At 64.5% G+C, this 15,558-nt stretch carries 19 protein-coding genes; 9 read left to right on the top strand and 10 right to left on the bottom strand.

The window, feature by feature from the left end:
* Positions 1-5 precede the first annotated feature (5 nt).
* The 3 genes from JN280_RS21865 to JN280_RS40130 are packed head-to-tail and all read left to right on the top strand — an operon-like array spanning position 6 to position 1,841.
* Entirely contained in the window at positions 6-788 is a 783-nt protein-coding gene (locus tag JN280_RS21865) for an enoyl-CoA hydratase-related protein (RefSeq protein WP_202305166.1), read from the top strand.
* Positions 785-1,393 (top strand): HD domain-containing protein, encoded by a 609-nt coding sequence (locus JN280_RS21860; protein ID WP_202305165.1) that lies wholly within the window; start codon positions 785-787, stop codon positions 1,391-1,393. Before JN280_RS21865 ends, JN280_RS21860 begins: the two co-directional genes overlap by 4 nt.
* On the top strand, positions 1,383-1,841 hold the full coding sequence (locus JN280_RS40130; RefSeq protein ID WP_342216113.1) for a GNAT family N-acetyltransferase: 459 nt from the start codon (positions 1,383-1,385) through the stop codon (positions 1,839-1,841). The genes JN280_RS21860 and JN280_RS40130 overlap by 11 nt, the downstream gene beginning before the upstream one ends.
* Before the next feature lie 125 nt (positions 1,842-1,966).
* Here JN280_RS40130 and JN280_RS21850 read toward each other — a convergent pair whose 3' ends face one another.
* Complete coding sequence (locus tag JN280_RS21850) at positions 1,967-2,851, bottom strand: DMT family transporter (RefSeq protein WP_202305162.1); 885 nt, start codon at positions 2,849-2,851, stop codon at positions 1,967-1,969.
* A 99-nt stretch (positions 2,852-2,950) separates the two neighbouring features.
* Here JN280_RS21850 and JN280_RS21845 point away from each other — a divergent pair, with 99 nt between their 5' ends.
* On the top strand, positions 2,951-3,826 hold the full coding sequence (locus tag JN280_RS21845) for a LysR family transcriptional regulator (protein ID WP_202305161.1): 876 nt from the start codon (positions 2,951-2,953) through the stop codon (positions 3,824-3,826).
* 166 nt (positions 3,827-3,992) lie between these two features.
* Positions 3,993-4,382 carry an SPW repeat domain-containing protein gene (locus JN280_RS21840; RefSeq protein WP_202305159.1) on the top strand — a complete coding sequence of 130 codons (390 nt, stop codon included), beginning with the start codon at positions 3,993-3,995 and terminating at the stop codon, positions 4,380-4,382.
* Positions 4,383-4,535: 153 nt separating this feature from the next.
* Here the strand turns inward: JN280_RS21840 and JN280_RS21835 are convergent, their stop codons facing one another.
* The 3 genes from JN280_RS21835 to JN280_RS21825 form a co-directional block, all read right to left on the bottom strand.
* Positions 4,536-5,405, bottom strand: coding sequence for an alpha/beta fold hydrolase (locus JN280_RS21835; protein WP_202305158.1), 870 nt, complete (start codon positions 5,403-5,405; stop codon positions 4,536-4,538).
* A 68-nt stretch (positions 5,406-5,473) separates the two neighbouring features.
* Entirely contained in the window at positions 5,474-6,229 is a 756-nt protein-coding gene (locus tag JN280_RS21830; RefSeq protein WP_202305156.1) for an alpha/beta fold hydrolase, read from the bottom strand.
* A 22-nt stretch (positions 6,230-6,251) separates the two neighbouring features.
* Positions 6,252-6,665 carry a DUF192 domain-containing protein gene (locus JN280_RS21825; protein ID WP_446720785.1) on the bottom strand — a complete coding sequence of 138 codons (414 nt, stop codon included), beginning with the start codon at positions 6,663-6,665 and terminating at the stop codon, positions 6,252-6,254.
* Between the two features lie 37 nt (positions 6,666-6,702).
* Here JN280_RS21825 and JN280_RS21820 point away from each other — a divergent pair, with 37 nt between their 5' ends.
* Positions 6,703-6,999, top strand: a complete 297-nt coding sequence (locus tag JN280_RS21820; RefSeq protein ID WP_202315342.1) for a hypothetical protein — start codon at positions 6,703-6,705, stop codon at positions 6,997-6,999.
* A 45-nt stretch (positions 7,000-7,044) separates the two neighbouring features.
* Here JN280_RS21820 and JN280_RS21815 read toward each other — a convergent pair whose 3' ends face one another.
* Entirely contained in the window at positions 7,045-7,638 is a 594-nt protein-coding gene (locus JN280_RS21815; protein ID WP_202305152.1) for a cold-shock protein, read from the bottom strand.
* 240 nt (positions 7,639-7,878) lie between these two features.
* Between JN280_RS21815 and JN280_RS21810 the strand changes: the two genes are divergently transcribed.
* From JN280_RS21810 to JN280_RS21800, 3 genes are all read left to right on the top strand, one after another.
* Positions 7,879-8,319 (top strand): VOC family protein, encoded by a 441-nt coding sequence (locus tag JN280_RS21810; RefSeq protein ID WP_202305150.1) that lies wholly within the window; start codon positions 7,879-7,881, stop codon positions 8,317-8,319.
* Positions 8,320-8,436: 117 nt separating this feature from the next.
* The gene (locus JN280_RS21805; RefSeq protein WP_202305148.1) at positions 8,437-9,969 is read left to right on the top strand and encodes an acyl-CoA carboxylase subunit beta; all 1,533 of its coding nucleotides are present in this window, start codon (positions 8,437-8,439) and stop codon (positions 9,967-9,969) included.
* Positions 9,970-10,191: 222 nt separating this feature from the next.
* Positions 10,192-10,629 (top strand): hypothetical protein, encoded by a 438-nt coding sequence (locus tag JN280_RS21800; protein ID WP_202305146.1) that lies wholly within the window; start codon positions 10,192-10,194, stop codon positions 10,627-10,629.
* A gap of 79 nt (positions 10,630-10,708) precedes the next feature.
* Here the strand turns inward: JN280_RS21800 and JN280_RS21795 are convergent, their stop codons facing one another.
* The 5 genes from JN280_RS21795 to urtB form a co-directional block, all read right to left on the bottom strand.
* Positions 10,709-10,885 (bottom strand): hypothetical protein, encoded by a 177-nt coding sequence (locus JN280_RS21795; protein ID WP_202305144.1) that lies wholly within the window; start codon positions 10,883-10,885, stop codon positions 10,709-10,711.
* A gap of 245 nt (positions 10,886-11,130) precedes the next feature.
* Positions 11,131-11,826 (bottom strand): urea ABC transporter ATP-binding subunit UrtE, encoded by a 696-nt coding sequence (gene urtE / locus JN280_RS21790; protein WP_202305142.1) that lies wholly within the window; start codon positions 11,824-11,826, stop codon positions 11,131-11,133.
* Positions 11,827-11,999: 173 nt separating this feature from the next.
* Positions 12,000-12,764, bottom strand: a complete 765-nt coding sequence (gene urtD / locus JN280_RS21785; RefSeq protein ID WP_202305140.1) for an urea ABC transporter ATP-binding protein UrtD — start codon at positions 12,762-12,764, stop codon at positions 12,000-12,002.
* A gap of 3 nt (positions 12,765-12,767) precedes the next feature.
* Entirely contained in the window at positions 12,768-13,919 is a 1,152-nt protein-coding gene (gene urtC, locus JN280_RS21780; RefSeq protein ID WP_202305138.1) for an urea ABC transporter permease subunit UrtC, read from the bottom strand.
* Entirely contained in the window at positions 13,916-15,529 is a 1,614-nt protein-coding gene (urtB, locus tag JN280_RS21775) for an urea ABC transporter permease subunit UrtB (RefSeq protein ID WP_202305135.1), read from the bottom strand. Before urtB ends, urtC begins: the two co-directional genes overlap by 4 nt.
* Between the last annotated feature and the right edge of the window lie 29 nt (positions 15,530-15,558).

The following is a 15,558-nucleotide window of genomic DNA, read 5'->3' as shown; positions in this document are numbered from 1 at the left end:
CCAGCATGGAAGCCGAAGCCTTGATCACCGAATTCGCCTCAGGCGTCGCCACCCTCACCTTCGATCGCCCCGAAAAGAAGAACGCCATCACCTATGCGATGTGGCAGGACCTGGCGCGCCACGTGAGCGCGATCGGCGCGGACCACGCAACGCGGGCCATCGTGCTTCGCGGCCAGGGAAGCGATTTCTCGGCCGGCGCCGATATCGGCGAGTTCGCGACGTTGCGGGCCGGCGGCGCGGGCGCCCGCGCCTATGAGGCGGCGAATTCTGCCGCCTTCGCCGCCATACGCGAGGCGCGGGTGCCCGTCATCGCGGCGATCCGCGGCATCTGCTTCGGTGGCGGCTTCGGCATTGCGGCCGCTTGCGACATCAGGCTCGCCGCTCCCGACGCGCAATTCTCAGTCCCCGCCGGGCGACTGGGCCTTGCCTATCCGCATGACGCCATGGCCGATATCGTTAACGCGGTCGGCCCGCAGATGGCGAAATATCTGACATTCTCCGCCGCACGCATCGATGCCGAGGCGGCCCTGGCGACCGGCTTCCTGCTGGAGATCGTCAGCGCCGGCCGTCTCGATGCTCGCGTCGCCGAACTCGCGGAGGCCATCGCCGCAAACGCGCCGCTTTCGGTGCGGGCCTCCAAGGCGGCCATCGCCGCCGCGCTTTCCGGCAGGCCGGAGGACACCGAACTGGCGCGACGCATGGGTGACGCCACGTTCGAAAGCAGCGACTATGCCGAAGGTCGCGCGGCCTTCGCCGAGCGGCGGCGCCCCGTGTTCAGGGGAGAATGATGGCCGTGCCGCTGATGGACGAGGCACTGAAGGCGGAACTTCGCGCGCTCTACCGCCGCGCCGATCGTCACTACCATGGGCTTGGCCATATAGATGAGCTGCTGCGATTGGCCGGCGACCATCGCGCCGCGCTCGCCGATCCCGAGGCCGTGGAAGCCGCCATATGGTTCCACGACGCGATCTATGACAGCCGCCGCAACGACAATGAAGAGAAGAGCGCCGCGCTGGCCGCCGACCGCCTGGCCGACAGGACCGATGCGCAACGGCTGCGGCGCATCACCGACATGATCGAGGCCACGGCCAGGCACGTGGTCCCGGATATCGCCGACGAGGCAGCGCGCGGGGACGCTGCTCTTTTCCTCGATATGGACCTGGCGATCCTCGGTGCTCAAGCCGAAATCTTCGATGCTTATGAGCGCGCGATCCGGCTCGAATATGCCTGGGTCGACGACACAGCCTGGCGGGCAGGACGCGGCGCCGTGCTGAGGTCCTTCCTGTCGCGGCCCCGCATCTTCCACACCGAGCTGTTCCGCCAAAGCCACGAGGCGCGGGCGCGCGATAACCTGTCGCGCTCGTTGGCAGCACTGGCGATCCGTGAAGCGTGACCCAGATGCTGGTCGAGGTCCATCAGGATCCAAACCCGTCCGGAGCCGACGACGTCACCGCGGGGCTGTTGGCGCATCCGATCGAGAACGCCGGAGACTGGCCGCGCGGGCCCCTGACTCTCTTGTTGAGGGATGGCCCCTGACTCTCTTGTTGAGGGATGATGCAGGAGTGGTCCGCGGCGGCATCAGGGCCATGATCGCTTTGTGCTGGCTTCAGGTGGACCATTTCTGGATCGAAGAAGCCCTCCGCGGCCAGGGACATGGCAGCAGGCTCCTGGCGCGCGCCGAGATCGAGGCGCGAGCCCATGGCGCCATCGGCTCCCATCTCACGACGTCGACGTTCCAGGCGATCGGCTTCTATGAAAAGCACGGCTACCGGGAGATCGGGCGTCTTCGCGATCGTCCGCCGGGGCAGGATCGGGTGTGGATAGCGAAACGGTGGGGTTGACGGCGTGAGCGTCGTCCAGGACGGGAAACGTCGCGCCGAGGCAGGTTTCGGAAAATGTCCCACAGTCTTCCGGCAAAACCTGCGGCAGGAAAAGTGCCCAAGTGGGCGAAGCAGCGCGAGCCTGCTTAGGCAGCCTTTGCCGACTTCAGCAGCGCCAGCACCACGCCACCGGCGGCAATGACCGCCGAGCCGATCACGCTGCCCATTGTCGGCACCTCCTGGAAGAAGGCGAAGCCGATCAGCCCGGCGAAGATCAGCCACGTATAGTCGACCGGACCGAGCACCGACACATCCGCCATGCGATAGCCGCGGATGATGAAATATTGCGCCGTGATGCCGACCGGGCCGAGCAGCAGCAAGGGCAGGTTGTCCGCGAAATCAGTTGATCGCCAACTGAGCACCGCGGGAACGGCCAGAAGCAGAATGCCGAAGAAGTTGACGTGCAGCAGCACGGTCAAGGGCTGGTCGGAGCGGCTGAGCGTCTTGATCAATATGCCTTCGAGCGCCAGCAGGATCGCGCCTGCGAATGCGATGGCGGCCGGCCACAGATAGGCGACATCGAAGGTGCGGAAAGCGCCGCGCGAGCCCATCACGACCGCCGCACCCGCCGTGCACAGCACGATGCCGGCCCAGTGCTGCGCAGTGATGCGCTCGCCGAGGAACCACACGCCGAGCCCGACCATGAAGATCACGTAAAGCAGCCCGATCGCCGTGGCGTCGACGATCGGCATGTTGGCGGAAGCGTGGATGAGCGCCACGCCGCCATAGGCCCCGACCAGGGCGCGCAGGAAATGCGAAGCGGGCCGCGCGCTCCGGAACTGTGAGAGCCCACCACCGGTCGCCGCCATCGCGGCGAGCAGTGTCGCAGAGCCGCCGATGTAGCGCAGGAACAGGATTTGCAGCGTCGACGCTGCATCGCCCGCGAATTTTCCCGAGGCGAAGATCAGCGAAAAAACCGCCGTGCCGGCCGTCACCCAGAGGATTGCCTCAAGATTTTGCGAGCGGGACATGGAGGCCACCAGACTTTCCAAGTGAGAGCAGCGATATCCATTCTCCGTTTCACCCCTTATGATCAAACCAGAAATATTAGTCGTGCATGAGGAATATTGATGCAGGAACGGCGACCCTCCCTTAATGCCGTGCGCGTGTTCGCTGTCGCGGCGCGGCGCCGGAGCATCGCTGCCGCCGCGGCCGATCTCGGCGTCACACCGGGCGCCGTCAGCCATCAGATAAAGGCGCTCGAGGCGGATCTGGGCGTTGCTCTCTTCGAGCGTCGGAATAACGCGATTGTTCCGACCGAGGCCGGAAGGCGCTTCTTCGACGAGGTCGAGCCGGCGCTCGCCATCATCGCCCGCGCCGCGCAATCCCTCACCCGGGACGCTGACGAAGTGGTGGTCAGGGCATCGGTCTCGCTGGCGGTGCGCTGGTTGATCCCGGCGCTCGAAGCCTTCAAGCAGCGCAACCCAATGGCCCGCATCCACGTCGAGACCAGCCATGAAGGGCGGTTGCGCGCCGGTGCCGGCGCCGACATCACGATCACCTATTGTCGGTCGGGCGACGGCGAAACCCCGGGCGAATTCCTGATGGCCGACTTGAGCCGGCCCCTTCTTTCTCCGGCGCTGCTGGCCACCTGCGGCTATGAAAGCCTTGCCGATATTGCCAGGGTGCCGGCCCTCAAGGCCACCACCGACAATTGGGACTGGAGTTTGTGGGCTCTCGCTTTCGGCATCCAACGCGGCGCGATCCGTATCGCGCATGCCTTCGACACGGACGACGCGGCGATCCACGCGGCGACCGCCGGCCTCGGCATGACGCTTGCGCCACCATTGCTGACCGCCAAGGAGCTTGCTGCGGGCTCGCTGGTCGAACTGCCGGGTGCGCAGCAACTTCAGTTCGGCGAGTTCAGGCTGCTCCGCTCCGGCCAGGGTCGGGCGCTCGCCGAACGCCTGGCGAACTGGCTTGTCGAGGAAGCCGCGGCGGCGTGAGGAACGCCTGCATGAGGCGATTTCGGAACGTCATTGATACGGAGCGCATTTCTTGAGATAATATTCCCAGTGCGTCCGGAATCCCGGTGAGGAGTTCGGCGCGAACGCACCAGTCCTCACGGGATATTCGAGTTACGCTCGAATGTAGCCTGAGAGGAGTTTCGTCATGGCAACAACACCCCCCAACAGAATGAGCCCCGGTGCGCTCATGGAACATCGGCGATGGGAAGACATAGTGTCGATGGTCCTCGGCCTAGTCATCATGGTGTCCCCCCTGTTCAGCTTTTTCGGCGACACGGGAGGCAACGCGACGGTGACCGGCATGACGGCTTTGGTGGGCGCGGCGATCATCGTGCTCAGCGGCCTCGAGCAGTTGTGGCTGCGCCGCTGGGAGGAAATCCTGCTGTTCATCGCCGGTATATGGATGGTGATCCAGCCCTTCGTGCTGAATTACGGCGGAACGCTTCGCACCTGGCATATCGTGCTGGGCGGCGTTGTCGCGCTGCTGGCGCTGCTGGAGATATGGCAGGACCGCAACCGCGCACTTGAAGCGTGATCACGGACGGGGGCACGCATTGCGGCGTGTCGCGTGAAGGGTTTCATGCGACACGCTGTAGGCCTTGATCCGGCACATGTCCCTTTCCCGAAACCGCTGCATGCTTTCGGGAGACGCGTTTGGGAACACCGCCATGAGGCGGCGTTCCGTCGCTCAAGCAGCTTCGCGGTCTGTCAGGAACTCCAGGACCGCGTGCGAAAAGATGTCGTTCTTGTCGCCCGCCACCATATGCCCGGCCCCGCCGACATCGACATAGGATGCAGTGGGAGCAAGACTGACGAACTCCTGCGCATGGGCCTCCTGTACCAGTTCGGACTGCACGCCGCGCACTAGAAGAACCGGCAAGGTGAGCTTCGGCAGGGCGGCGGTCAACTCCGCCATCAACTCGCGTGAATTGCGGTTGATGTTCTGCTCGCTGGTCATGAAACCCGGATCCCAGTGCCAGAAGTAGCGGCCGTCCGCGGTTCGGCGAAGGTTCTTCTTCAACCCGTCGAGGGATGTCGGCTTCTCACGGTGCGGCAGGTAACGCGCGATCGCGTCGGCAGCCTCCTCGAGCGAGGCGAACCCCTCGTCGCGGCGCTCGCCCATGAAGCCCTGGATCTTTGCGACGCCGTCGGGGTCCATCCGTGGGATCACGTCGACCAGCACGAGCGAGTCGAGCATCGGCCCCTGCCTCACCTCTGCCGCGAGCGCCGAAAGACCCCCGAGCGACGCGCCTACCACCGAGGGTGCGGCATGGAACCGTTTGGCCATCTGGCGAACCACGGCTGCCGCATCCTCGGCAAAATGCTGGAAGGTGTAGTTGCCGCTCCCTACCCAGTCACTTTCACCGTGGCCGCGCTGGTCGACCGTGACCGCCCGCATGCCGGCGGCGGCGACCCGCTTGGCCGTCTTGTCCCAGGCCCGGCGCGTCTGGCCGCCGCCGTGGAAGAAAAGCACCGGATGGCCGCGCCCGTCCCAGAAATCGCCTCTCAGCCTGTTGCCTTCGGCACCAATGAAGTCGATCGCGTGCGGTCCGGTCAAGGCGGCCTCCGGAAGTTGGTTTGCTATATTTATTTATGGATCGTCGCCGCTGGCAAGGCGAAGCCTTCCTACAGCGGATGTTCCTGCAGGAACTCCAGGACGCGTTTCTTGAAGACGCGGTCGCCGACCGACAGCATGTGGTCGCGGCCTTCGATCGAAAAGGCGACGGCATTGGGCATCAGCGCCGCCAGATCTTCGGGCGAGCCGCCGATGTCGTCCGTAGTACCGACGGCGACCAGGGTCGGCTGGGTGATGCGGGCCATGTCCGCCTCGCTCAACAGTTCGCGCGACGTGGCGATGCAGGCGGCCAGCGCCTGGCGATCGCTTCTGGTCTGGTCGGCGAAGGCACGGAACATTCTTCCGCGTTGATGTGTGATCTCGGCCGGGGTCGCAGCCATCAGCGCATCGGCGATGGGGTCCCAGTCCCCGACGCCGTCCACCATGCCGATGCCCAGGCCGCCGAACACAAGCGTGGCGACCATGGCCGGTTCGCGCAAAGCCAGGAAGGCGGCGATGCGTGCGCCCATCGAATAACCCATCACATGAGCACGGCTCAATCCGAGATGACCCAGCAAGGCCGCGGCGTCGCTCGCCATCCTGCCTGGATAGTAGGCGTCGGGGTCGTAGCTCTTGGACGAGGCGCCATGGCCTCGATTGTCGAAGGCGATTGCCCGATAGCCGGCTTCGGTCAGGGTCTTGATCCAGCCCGGTGACACCCAGTTCACGATATGGCTGGATGCGAAACCGTGAATGAGGAGGACAGGATCGCCTGTCCCCTGGTCGATATAGGCGAGGTCGAATCCATCGTGGGTGAAGAGTTGCATGTTGTCGCCCTCCCCTCCGGCGTCAGCCGGGATTGCCCCGATTGGCGACCGCGTCGATCGCGGGGTGACGGAGCCGGTCGCCGTCCCTGATCCCCGCCTTGTCGGCGATGCCTGCCTTGACTTCAAGCACGAAGCGGACCGGTGTGCCGGGCGAGATCACCGCGGTCGAAAACGGCTCTCCGCGCATGACGGCGCGTACTCGCCCGTCCTGGCCGATAAAGATGAGGTCGAGGGGCATCGGCGTGTTCTTCATCCAGAAGCCGACCTCCCTCGTGTCCTCGAACACGAACAGCATGCCGTGATCATCGTCCATCCGCTGACGGAACATCAGGCCCTGCTCGCGCTCGCCCATATCGTCGGCGATCTCGATGTCGAAGCGCCGCTCGCCGGCGCTCGTCTCGGCTATCAGGGGCGTGGGGTCGACAGGCAGGGTCATCGCCTGCCCTTCGGCCGCGGCCGGCGAGTGCGACGCGATGCAAAGCGTCGATGCCGCGATCACGGCAACCAGAGCAGCACCGATAAGCCAGGACAAACGAAACATGCGGCCCCCTTGCGGTATGGCGCTGCCGATATCGTCCTCGACCACGCGCCGTCAAGTCCGCGACCAGCCGCGCCTGGCCGAAACCGATATCGGTTTCGGCGAGGCGCGATGTATCGATTTCAAGGTTTTGACCTGTCCTTGCATACGCAAAGGACGGGTGGCGCCCTACCGCATCAACCGGAAGACCTTACTCGATTTTCCGAAAGCACGACGCGTGGATTCAAAGTGACAGGGCATCCTTTGCGCGTCCGAATGGACGCGCGGCGCCCTAAATTTAGTGGGAGATGGAGAGCGTGCCCATGTCGGGGTGAACTTCGGCGGCCATGAGACCCTTGTCACCTCGTCCGAAACGAACCAGCACTACCTGGCCGGGTCGCAACTCGGTGATGCCGTAACGCCGTAACGTCTCCATATGGACGAAGATGTCCTCGGTTCCCTCGCCCCTGGTCAGAAAACCGAAGCCCTTGGTGCGGTTGAACCACTTGACGAGTGCGCGCTCCAGCCCGCTCTCGGGCGCAACCGCCACATGGGTGCGCACCTGCTGCTCGGCTGGGTGGACCGCGGTCGAGCTGTCCATGGAGATGACACGGAAGGCCTGCATGCCACGGTCGCCGCGGCGCACGAGGCAGACCACGCGGGCACCTTCGAGCGCCGTCTGGAAACCGTCGCGGCGCAGGCAGGTGACATGGAGAAGCACGTCACCCATGCCCGGCTGGTCCGGCAGGATGAAGCCGAATCCCTTGGCGACGTCGAACCACTTGATGGCGCCGGAGATCTCGATCAGCCCGGCGGACTCGCCGCCTTCGTCGCGGGTCAGCGCGTCCGCCTTGGCCGCACCGAGCCCCGTGAAAGAGGCTTTTTCCCCCATCCGAACGCACCCTTTCCTAGTTGACGCTGTCGCTGATTCCTGATTGCGAGAATAGCACTGCGTATTCGGCCGAGTGCAAGGGCCACAACGGCTTTTTTCACCTTTTCAAACCGGAGATTCCAGCCTCGGATAACCTTCGCGACCATCAAGCCGCAGGAACGCGATCATGAGCGGTTGCCGCTCGCCGCTTTCGCGCCCTATGTTCGAATGATCTCGAATCCAAACCCGCAGGAAAGACTCATGCGTTATCTGCACACGATGGTCCGCGTAACGGATGTCGATGCCTCGCTCGACTTCTATTGCAACAAGCTCGGCCTGGAGGAAGTCCGCCGCATGGATAATGAGCGTGGACGCTTCACGCTGATCTTCCTCGCTGCGCCCAAGGACAAGGGCGCATCGGCCGCCAACCGGGCGCCCGAACTCGAGCTCACCTATAACTGGGATCCGGAGGCCTATACGGGCGGGCGCAATTTCGGCCACCTCGCCTACAAGGTCGACAACATCTATGAGACCTGCCAGCGCCTGATGGATCTCGGCGTCACCATCAATCGGCCGCCGCGCGACGGCCACATGGCCTTCGTCAAGTCGCCCGACAACATCTCGATCGAGCTGCTGCAGGAAGGCGAGGCCCTGCCCGTCCAGGAGCCTTGGGCGTCGATGGCCAATACGGGGACCTGGTAACCGGCCCTCGCGGCCGCCGGACGCGGGCATCGGGTGAGCCCGTCCCGCATCCTTGCCGGCTTGCGCTTCCCCGGAGGCGTGTTAACAGACTTTGCCGGGCTGACGGAGGAGACACCCATGAAGGACGTGCTGAAGGAATTGGAACGCCGTCGGGAGGTCGCCCGCTCCGGCGGCGGCGAGGCGCGGATCGACGCGCAGCATGGTCGCGGCAAGCTTACAGCCCGGGAACGCATCGAGATCTTTCTCGACGAAGGGTCGTTCGAGGAGTTCGACATGTATGTCGAGCACCGGTCCACCGATTTCGGCATGGAGAAGTCCAAGGTCGCCGGCGACGGCATCGTCACCGGCTGGGGCACGGTCAACGGCCGTCCCGTCTTCCTCTTCGCCAAGGATTTCACCGTGTTCGGCGGGTCTCTTTCGGAAGCCCATGCCGAGAAGGTGATGAAAGTGCAGGACATGGCGCTGCGCAACCGGGCGCCGATCATCGGCCTCTACGACGCAGGCGGCGCCCGTATCCAGGAAGGCGTCGCCGCGCTGGGCGGCTACGCCGAGATATTCCAGCGCAATGTGCTCGCCTCGGGCGTCATTCCGCAGATTTCGGTGATCATGGGGCCCTGCGCCGGCGGTGACGTCTATTCGCCTGCGATGACCGACTTCATCTTCATGGTGCGCGACACCTCCTATATGTTCGTCACCGGGCCCGACGTGGTGAAGACGGTCACCAACGAGACGGTGACGGCCGAGCAGCTCGGCGGCGCTTCGGTCCACACGACCAAGTCCTCCATCGCCGACGGCGCCTATGACAACGATGTCGAAGCGCTGCTGCAGATGCGTCTGCTCGTCGACTTCCTGCCGGCGTCGAACACGTCGGAACTGCCGGAGATCGAGTGCTACCAGTCCGTCACCGAGCCCGACATGTCGCTCGACCGGCTTATTCCCGACAATGCCAACAAGCCTTACGATATCAAGGAACTGATCCTGAAGACCGTCGACGAAGGCGATTTCTTCGAGATCCAGCCCTCCTTCGCGAAGAACATCGTCACCGGTTTCGGCCGCGTTGAAGGCCGTACGGTCGGCTTCGTCGCCAACCAGCCCATGGTGCTGGCCGGTGTGCTGGATTCCGACGCCTCGCGGAAGGCGGCGCGCTTCGTGCGCTTCTGCGATTGCTTCAGCATTCCGATCGTCACCTTCGTCGACGTGCCCGGTTTCCTGCCCGGCACGGCGCAGGAATATGGCGGGCTGATCAAGCACGGCGCGAAACTGCTCTTCGCCTACGCCGAAGCGACCGTCCCGAAGGTCACGGTGATCACCCGCAAGGCCTTCGGCGGCGCCTATGACGTCATGGCCTCGAAGCATCTGCGCGGCGACATCAACTACGCCTGGCCGACGGCGCAGATCGCCGTGATGGGCGCCAAGGGTGCGGTTGAGATCATCTACCGCAAGGACATCGGCGACGCCGAGAAGATCGCCAGGCACACCAAGGCCTATGAGGACCGTTTCCTGTCGCCTTTCGTGGCCGCCGAGCGCGGTTATGTCGACGAGGTGATCATGCCGCACTCGACCCGCCGCCGCGTGGCGCGCGCACTGCGGCTGCTGCGGAACAAGAACCTCGAAAACCCCTGGAAGAAGCACGACAACATCCCGCTTTAGTTGGGCACGCTCCCCCTGCCTCGCCGGCAAGCGGAGCATCGTCGCCGTCGCCCGAACATGTCGCTCGGGCGACGGCGACCAAGTGCGACCGAAGGCGCCCCGCCACCAATTTGTGAATTGCCTCCTCCGGAAAAAAGCTGGACTTCTCCTGATCTTGGAGTAACGCTTTCCTAACCAAGAAAGGGGGCTGGGCCACGATCCTGAAGAGGAATGGAGGCCATCATGAAGCACCAGAGCCTAGAGCAGCTCAGAACCATCGCCGAAGTAAGCCCCGACGATCTTCGCCCCGCGCTCACGCGGAGCGAGCGTCTGCAACGCTGGGCCGAACTGCTCGAGAGACAAAGGGACCGGCGTCTTGCCACGCTTCACGGCACCGAATATCAGCCGCCGGACAGACGCGCGGAAATGCGCAGCGCCGACTCGCCGCTCACCATTGCCTTCGAGGACCCGATCCTCAGGGCCGACGGCCTCGGCAACGACACCTATGGCGAAGCCAAGCGCTATTTCGAGCTCTCTGACTGGCAGTTGCACGAGATCGTCTGCTATTGCCATCTCGGCGAGACGATGAGCGCCGGAAGCGCGGCAAAGCGCGTCCGTTCCGCGATGAACGCTGGACGCGGCGGGCTCTTTGCACGCCTGCGCGAGGCCTTCGGGGGCTAGGCCCCGACGCCCGTTATCTCGCTTTGCGGTCCGCCGAGGCCGGCGGACCGAAGGAATTCCGTCATGACCCGCCGAACGGTCAGGACAATCTCAGCACACGGTTGAACTCATCGAGATCGACATAGAAGACTTTCGTGATCTCGGTGAGGAGATCGTCGCGGCGCACACCGCGCGATTCCAATATGTCCACCGCTGTCTGGATGTCGACACGTTCGGTCAGGCGACGCTTTTCGCAGTCGTCCAGCACTGCATGCATCGGGCAACCTCACCGTTGCGGGTGGGACTCGAGGATTAACGATCATCGGGTACATTGGCCTGCGCAGCATCCATGCTGCGGTCGACGCGCCGGCACGACCGGCCCCGCATAGGAGCCCCCACACGAGACGCCCCCGATCCGATTTCGAAAGCGTCGCGATACACATCGCAACGCCTGATCGGAGTGGCGACTCGAACCTCTATCCAAATGATATCATTGTGATGCAGGGTTGCACGGCGAAACTGTCACACAGTCAGCATTTTCCTGACCTCGGGACTGTCGAGATCCCGCGCCGGTCCCCTGTGGACGACGACACCGCGATCCATGATGTAGATCTCGTCGGCCAGCTCGCGACAGAAATCGAGATACTGCTCCACGAGCAGGACTGCGATGCCGGCCTTGTCGCGCAGATAGCGGATCGCCCTGCCGATATCCTTGATGATCGAGGGCTGGATGCCTTCGGTCGGCTCGTCAAGAATGAGCAGCTTCGGCCGCATGACCAGCGCCCGCCCGATCGCCAGTTGCTGCTGTTGTCCGCCCGACAGGTCCCCGCCGCGCCGCGCCAGCATCTGCTCCAGCACGGGAAAGAGCTCGAACACTTCGCCGGGTATGGTTCGATCGGCACGTTTGAGCGGCGCGAAGCCGGTCTCGAGGTTCTCCCGGACGCTCAGCAGCGGAAAGATCTCGCGCCCCTGCGGCACGAATGCGATGCCCGACCGGGCGCGATCGTACGCCGCGCTCCGGTCGAGCGCCTTCCCCTCGAAGGCTACCCTTCCCGATGTCAGCCGGTGATGGCCGACGATCGATCTCATCAAACTCGTCTTTCCGACCCCGTTGCGGCCGAGCACGCAGGTGATCCTGCCCGCGCCGGCGGTCAGCGAGACGCCCCGCAATGCCTGGGCCGCGCCATAGTGAAGCGTGGCGTCCACGACCTCCAGCATGGTCAGCGCCCCCGCCCGACGATCCGCGGGCGGCCCGCCATCCTGTCACCGAACGGCCGCGGCATGGAGGACCGCGTATTCGGCGGCAGGAGGCGGGCCGTCCCCAGCGCTGTGCGGCTTGCCGCTCCTCCCGGGCCGCCGAAGCACGTCGAAGCCATTCGCCGGATCATCCGTTATCTCCCCAGATAGACTTCGACGACGCGTTCGTCGGCCGAGACGAAGTCGAGCGAGCCTTCCGACAGCACCGCTCCCTCATGCAGGCATGTGACCTTCACGCCGAGCTCGCGCACGAAATGCATGTCGTGCTCGACGACGATCACCGAATGGGTCCTGGCGATGTCCCTCAAGAGGCGCGCCGTCTCCTCGGTCTCGGCATCGGTCATGCCGGCCACGGGCTCGTCGACCAGGAGGAGTTTCGGATCCTGGGCGAGCAGCATGCCGATCTCCAGCCACTGCTTCTGCCCATGCGAGAGGCTCGCCGCCATTTCGTGCCGCTTCGGCTCCAGCCGGATCGTCGCAAGGATCTCGTCGATCCGACGATCCTCCGCCCCGGAGCGTCGATGGAACAGCGCCCGAAGGATCGAGCGCTGCCCTTTCAGGGCAAGCAGCAGATTGTCTTCGACCGTATGGCTCTCGAAGACCGTCGGCTTCTGGAACTTCCGGCCGATACCCATCATGGCGATGTCGGCCTCGTCGTGTTGCGTAAGGTCGACGTCGCCGTTGAAGAAGACCTCGCCCTCATCAGGGCGCGTCTTGCCCGTGACGATATCCATCATCGTCGTCTTGCCGGCGCCGTTGGGTCCGATGATGGCGCGCATCTCTCCCTTGTCGAGAACGAGCGACAGGTTGTTGATGGCGCGAAAACCGTCGAAGGAGACGGAGACGCCGTCGAGATAGAGGATGGTGTTCCCTTTGTCCTGCGTCACCTGCTGTGTCATCTGTCACTCCGCCGGCTGCGCTTCGGCCGCTTCGTCGGCCAGCGGTTTCGTCCCGCGTCGGGAGATGCCGGCCCGCCACGCGTCCCACAGGCCGAGAACACCCTTCGGCAGGAAAAGCGTAACGGCGATGAAGAGGCCGCCCAGGGCGAAAAGCCAGAACTCGGGCAGAGCACTGGTGAAATAGGACTTGCCCGAATTGACCAGAAGCGCGCCGACGATCGGGCCGACGATCGTTCCGCGCCCCCCGACGGCGGTCCAGATCACCACCTCGATCGAATTGGCGGGGTCGAACTCGCCGGGATTGATGATCCCGACCTGCGGCACGTAGAGCGCGCCGGCGATCCCGGCCATGGCTGCCGAGACGGTGAAGGCGAACAGCTTCACATTCTCCGCCCTCCAGCCGAGGAACCGGGTGCGGCTCTCCGCGTCGCGCACGGCGACCAGCAGCTTGCCGTATTTCGAACGGACGATCAGCCAGGTGACGGCCACACCCAGCGCCAAAGCCAGAGCGCTGGCCGCGAACAACGCGGAACGCGTCGTATCTGCCTGAACGCTGTAGCCGAGTATGTCCTTGAAATCGGTCAACCCGTTGTTGCCGCCGAACCCCATGTCGTTCCGGAAGAAGGCAAGCAGCAGCGCATAGGTCATCGCCTGGGTGATGATCGACAGGTAGACGCCGGTGACCCGGCTGCGGAAGGCGAACCATCCGAATATGAAGGCGAGCAGTCCGGGCACCGCAACGGCCATTGCCGCCGCAAACCAGAACTGATCGAAGCCATGCCAGTACCAGGGCAGTTCCTTCCAATTGAGGAACACCATGAAATCGGGCAGGTCCGGATTTCCGTAGACGCCGCGGCTGCCGATCTGGCGCATCAGATACATGCCCATCGCGTAGCCGCCGAGCGCGAAGAAGGCGCCATGGCCAAGCGACAGGATGCCGGCATATCCCCATACCAGATCGAGCGAGAGGGCCAGCAGGGCATAGCAGAGATACTTGCCCGTCAATGCCACGAAGTAGCTGGAAACGTGCAACGGATTGTCCGGCGGCACGGCGGTGTTGAGCACCGGGACGACAACGGCGGCGGCGACCAGCAGCGCGATCGTGACCGCGATGCGGCGGTCGGCGCCCGATGAGAAGAAACCGGCCGTGATCATGCCTCCACCGCCCTGCCCTTCAGCGCGAACAGGCCGCGCGGGCGTTTCTGAATGAACAGGATGATGAGCACCAGGACGAGGATCTTGCCCAATACGGCGCCGGCGAACGGCTCGAGGAACTTGTTGAGGATGCCGAGCGACATCGCCCCGACAAGCGTGCCCCAAAGATTGCCGACGCCGCCGAAGACGACGACCATGAAACTGTCGATGATGTAGCCCTGGCCGAGATTGGGCGAGACGTTGTCGATCTGGCTGAGCGCCACGCCGGCAATGCCGGCAATGCCGGATCCGAGCGCGAAGGTCAGCGCGTCGATCAGGGGGGTGCGGATGCCCATGGACGCGGCCATGCGGCGGTTGGCCGTCACGGCGCGCATCTGCAGCCCCCATCGTGTGCGCTTCATCAGGTAAAGCAGGACCGCGAACACGGCGAGCGCAAAGATCACTATCCAGAAGCGGTTCCAGGTAATCGACATCTGCCCGATGTCGAAGCCGCCCGACATCCAGGACGGGTTGCCGACCTCCCGGTTGGTCGGTCCGAAAAGGGAACGCACCGCCTGCTGGAGGATCAGCGATACGCCCCAGGTCGCCAGCAGGGTTTCGAGGGGACGACCGTAAAGGAAACGGATGATGCCGCGTTCGATAGCCAGCCCGACGCCGCCGGCGACGAGGAAGGCAAGCGGCAGCGCGATCGCCAGCGACCAGTCGAAGAGGCCGGGAAAGGAGGTGCGGATGACATTCTGCACGACGAAGGTCGTGTAGGCGCCGAGCATCACCATCTCGCCATGCGCCATGTTGATGACGCCCATGACGCCGAAGGTGATTGCGAGCCCGATCGCGGCGAGCAGCAGCACCGAACCGAGCGCGATTCCGTACCAGACATTCTGCAGCGCCGCCCACAAGGCCAGCCGGCTCTCTATGCCGCGGATCGCCGAGGCGGCGGTTTCGCGCAACGAGCCCTCGGTCGCGGCCTCAAAAGCGGTGAGAAGGGACAGGGCGTCCCGGTCGCCACGCGCACCGATCCGGGCAACGGCGGCGAACTTGTCGGCGTCGGGCAGCGTGGAGACGAGCACGGCGGCCGCGCGTGCCTGTTCCAGGGCGGTCCTGACGCTCGCGACCTGTTCTGCCGCTATCGCCGCGTCGAGGGACGGGATCGCGGCAGGATCGGGGCTCCTGAACATGGTTGCGGCGGCAGCCAGTCGCCGTGCGGGATCGGCCGAGCCCAGCGTGAGAGCGCCGAGTGCGTCGCGGATCGTACGGCGAAGAGCGTTGTTGATCTTGATTTTGGCGACCTCCGCCTTGCCGGCCTCGCCGACCGTCTCCCCGGTCAACGGATCGAGCAGTTCGACAGCCGCCCCCTTCTCCTTGCCGATGAACACGCCGCCATCCGCCTTGCGAAAGTAAAGGGCGCCATCGGCAAGCGATGCCAGGGAGCGCTCGACCTTCGCGTCGCCCGTCGCGGCGAGTTCCAGCACGACCGCCTCGGTCGCCTGGAAGTTCCGGACGCCGGCGAATTTTGAGATGGCGGTCCGGAGTTCGGCCTCGCCGGCATTGGCCGGAACGAAGGCCGAGGCGAGGACGAACGCGACGAGGCCGAGAAGGCGCAGGATCATCGGTCGAAAACCATTGGGTTCAGGTCGCT

The organism is Mesorhizobium sp. L-8-10, from assembly GCF_016756635.1.
Lineage (GTDB): Bacteria > Pseudomonadota > Alphaproteobacteria > Rhizobiales > Rhizobiaceae.
The sequence above is the reverse complement of the archived record's forward strand: the minus strand, read 5'-3'. Positions and strand labels throughout refer to the sequence as shown.

What these genes read in the sequence shown, in the direction of transcription:
- JN280_RS21845 (WP_202305161.1), top strand. Translation starts at nt 2,951, where the DNA reads ATGCAGGAACGGCGACCCTCCCTTAATGCCGTGCGCGTGTTCGCTGTC.
- urtD (WP_202305140.1), bottom strand. Translation starts at nt 12,764, where the DNA reads ATGACACAGCAGGTGACGCAGGACAAAGGGAACACCATCCTCTATCTC.
- JN280_RS21795 (WP_202305144.1), bottom strand. Translation starts at nt 10,885, where the DNA reads ATGCATGCAGTGCTGGACGACTGCGAAAAGCGTCGCCTGACCGAACGT.
- JN280_RS21820 (WP_202315342.1), top strand. Translation starts at nt 6,703, where the DNA reads ATGCAAAGCGTCGATGCCGCGATCACGGCAACCAGAGCAGCACCGATA.
- urtC (WP_202305138.1), bottom strand. Translation starts at nt 13,919, where the DNA reads ATGATCACGGCCGGTTTCTTCTCATCGGGCGCCGACCGCCGCATCGCG.
- urtB (WP_202305135.1), bottom strand. Translation starts at nt 15,529, where the DNA reads ATGATCCTGCGCCTTCTCGGCCTCGTCGCGTTCGTCCTCGCCTCGGCC.
- JN280_RS21805 (WP_202305148.1), top strand. Translation starts at nt 8,437, where the DNA reads ATGAAGGACGTGCTGAAGGAATTGGAACGCCGTCGGGAGGTCGCCCGC.
- urtE (WP_202305142.1), bottom strand. Translation starts at nt 11,826, where the DNA reads ATGCTGGAGGTCGTGGACGCCACGCTTCACTATGGCGCGGCCCAGGCA.
- JN280_RS21815 (WP_202305152.1), bottom strand. Translation starts at nt 7,638, where the DNA reads ATGGGGGAAAAAGCCTCTTTCACGGGGCTCGGTGCGGCCAAGGCGGAC.
- JN280_RS21800 (WP_202305146.1), top strand. Translation starts at nt 10,192, where the DNA reads ATGAAGCACCAGAGCCTAGAGCAGCTCAGAACCATCGCCGAAGTAAGC.
- JN280_RS21810 (WP_202305150.1), top strand. Translation starts at nt 7,879, where the DNA reads ATGCGTTATCTGCACACGATGGTCCGCGTAACGGATGTCGATGCCTCG.
- JN280_RS21850 (WP_202305162.1), bottom strand. Translation starts at nt 2,851, where the DNA reads ATGTCCCGCTCGCAAAATCTTGAGGCAATCCTCTGGGTGACGGCCGGC.
- JN280_RS21825 (WP_446720785.1), bottom strand. Translation starts at nt 6,665, where the DNA reads ATGACCCTGCCTGTCGACCCCACGCCCCTGATAGCCGAGACGAGCGCC.
- JN280_RS21830 (WP_202305156.1), bottom strand. Translation starts at nt 6,229, where the DNA reads ATGCAACTCTTCACCCACGATGGATTCGACCTCGCCTATATCGACCAG.
- JN280_RS21865 (WP_202305166.1), top strand. Translation starts at nt 6, where the DNA reads ATGGAAGCCGAAGCCTTGATCACCGAATTCGCCTCAGGCGTCGCCACC.
- JN280_RS21860 (WP_202305165.1), top strand. Translation starts at nt 785, where the DNA reads ATGATGGCCGTGCCGCTGATGGACGAGGCACTGAAGGCGGAACTTCGC.
- JN280_RS21840 (WP_202305159.1), top strand. Translation starts at nt 3,993, where the DNA reads ATGGCAACAACACCCCCCAACAGAATGAGCCCCGGTGCGCTCATGGAA.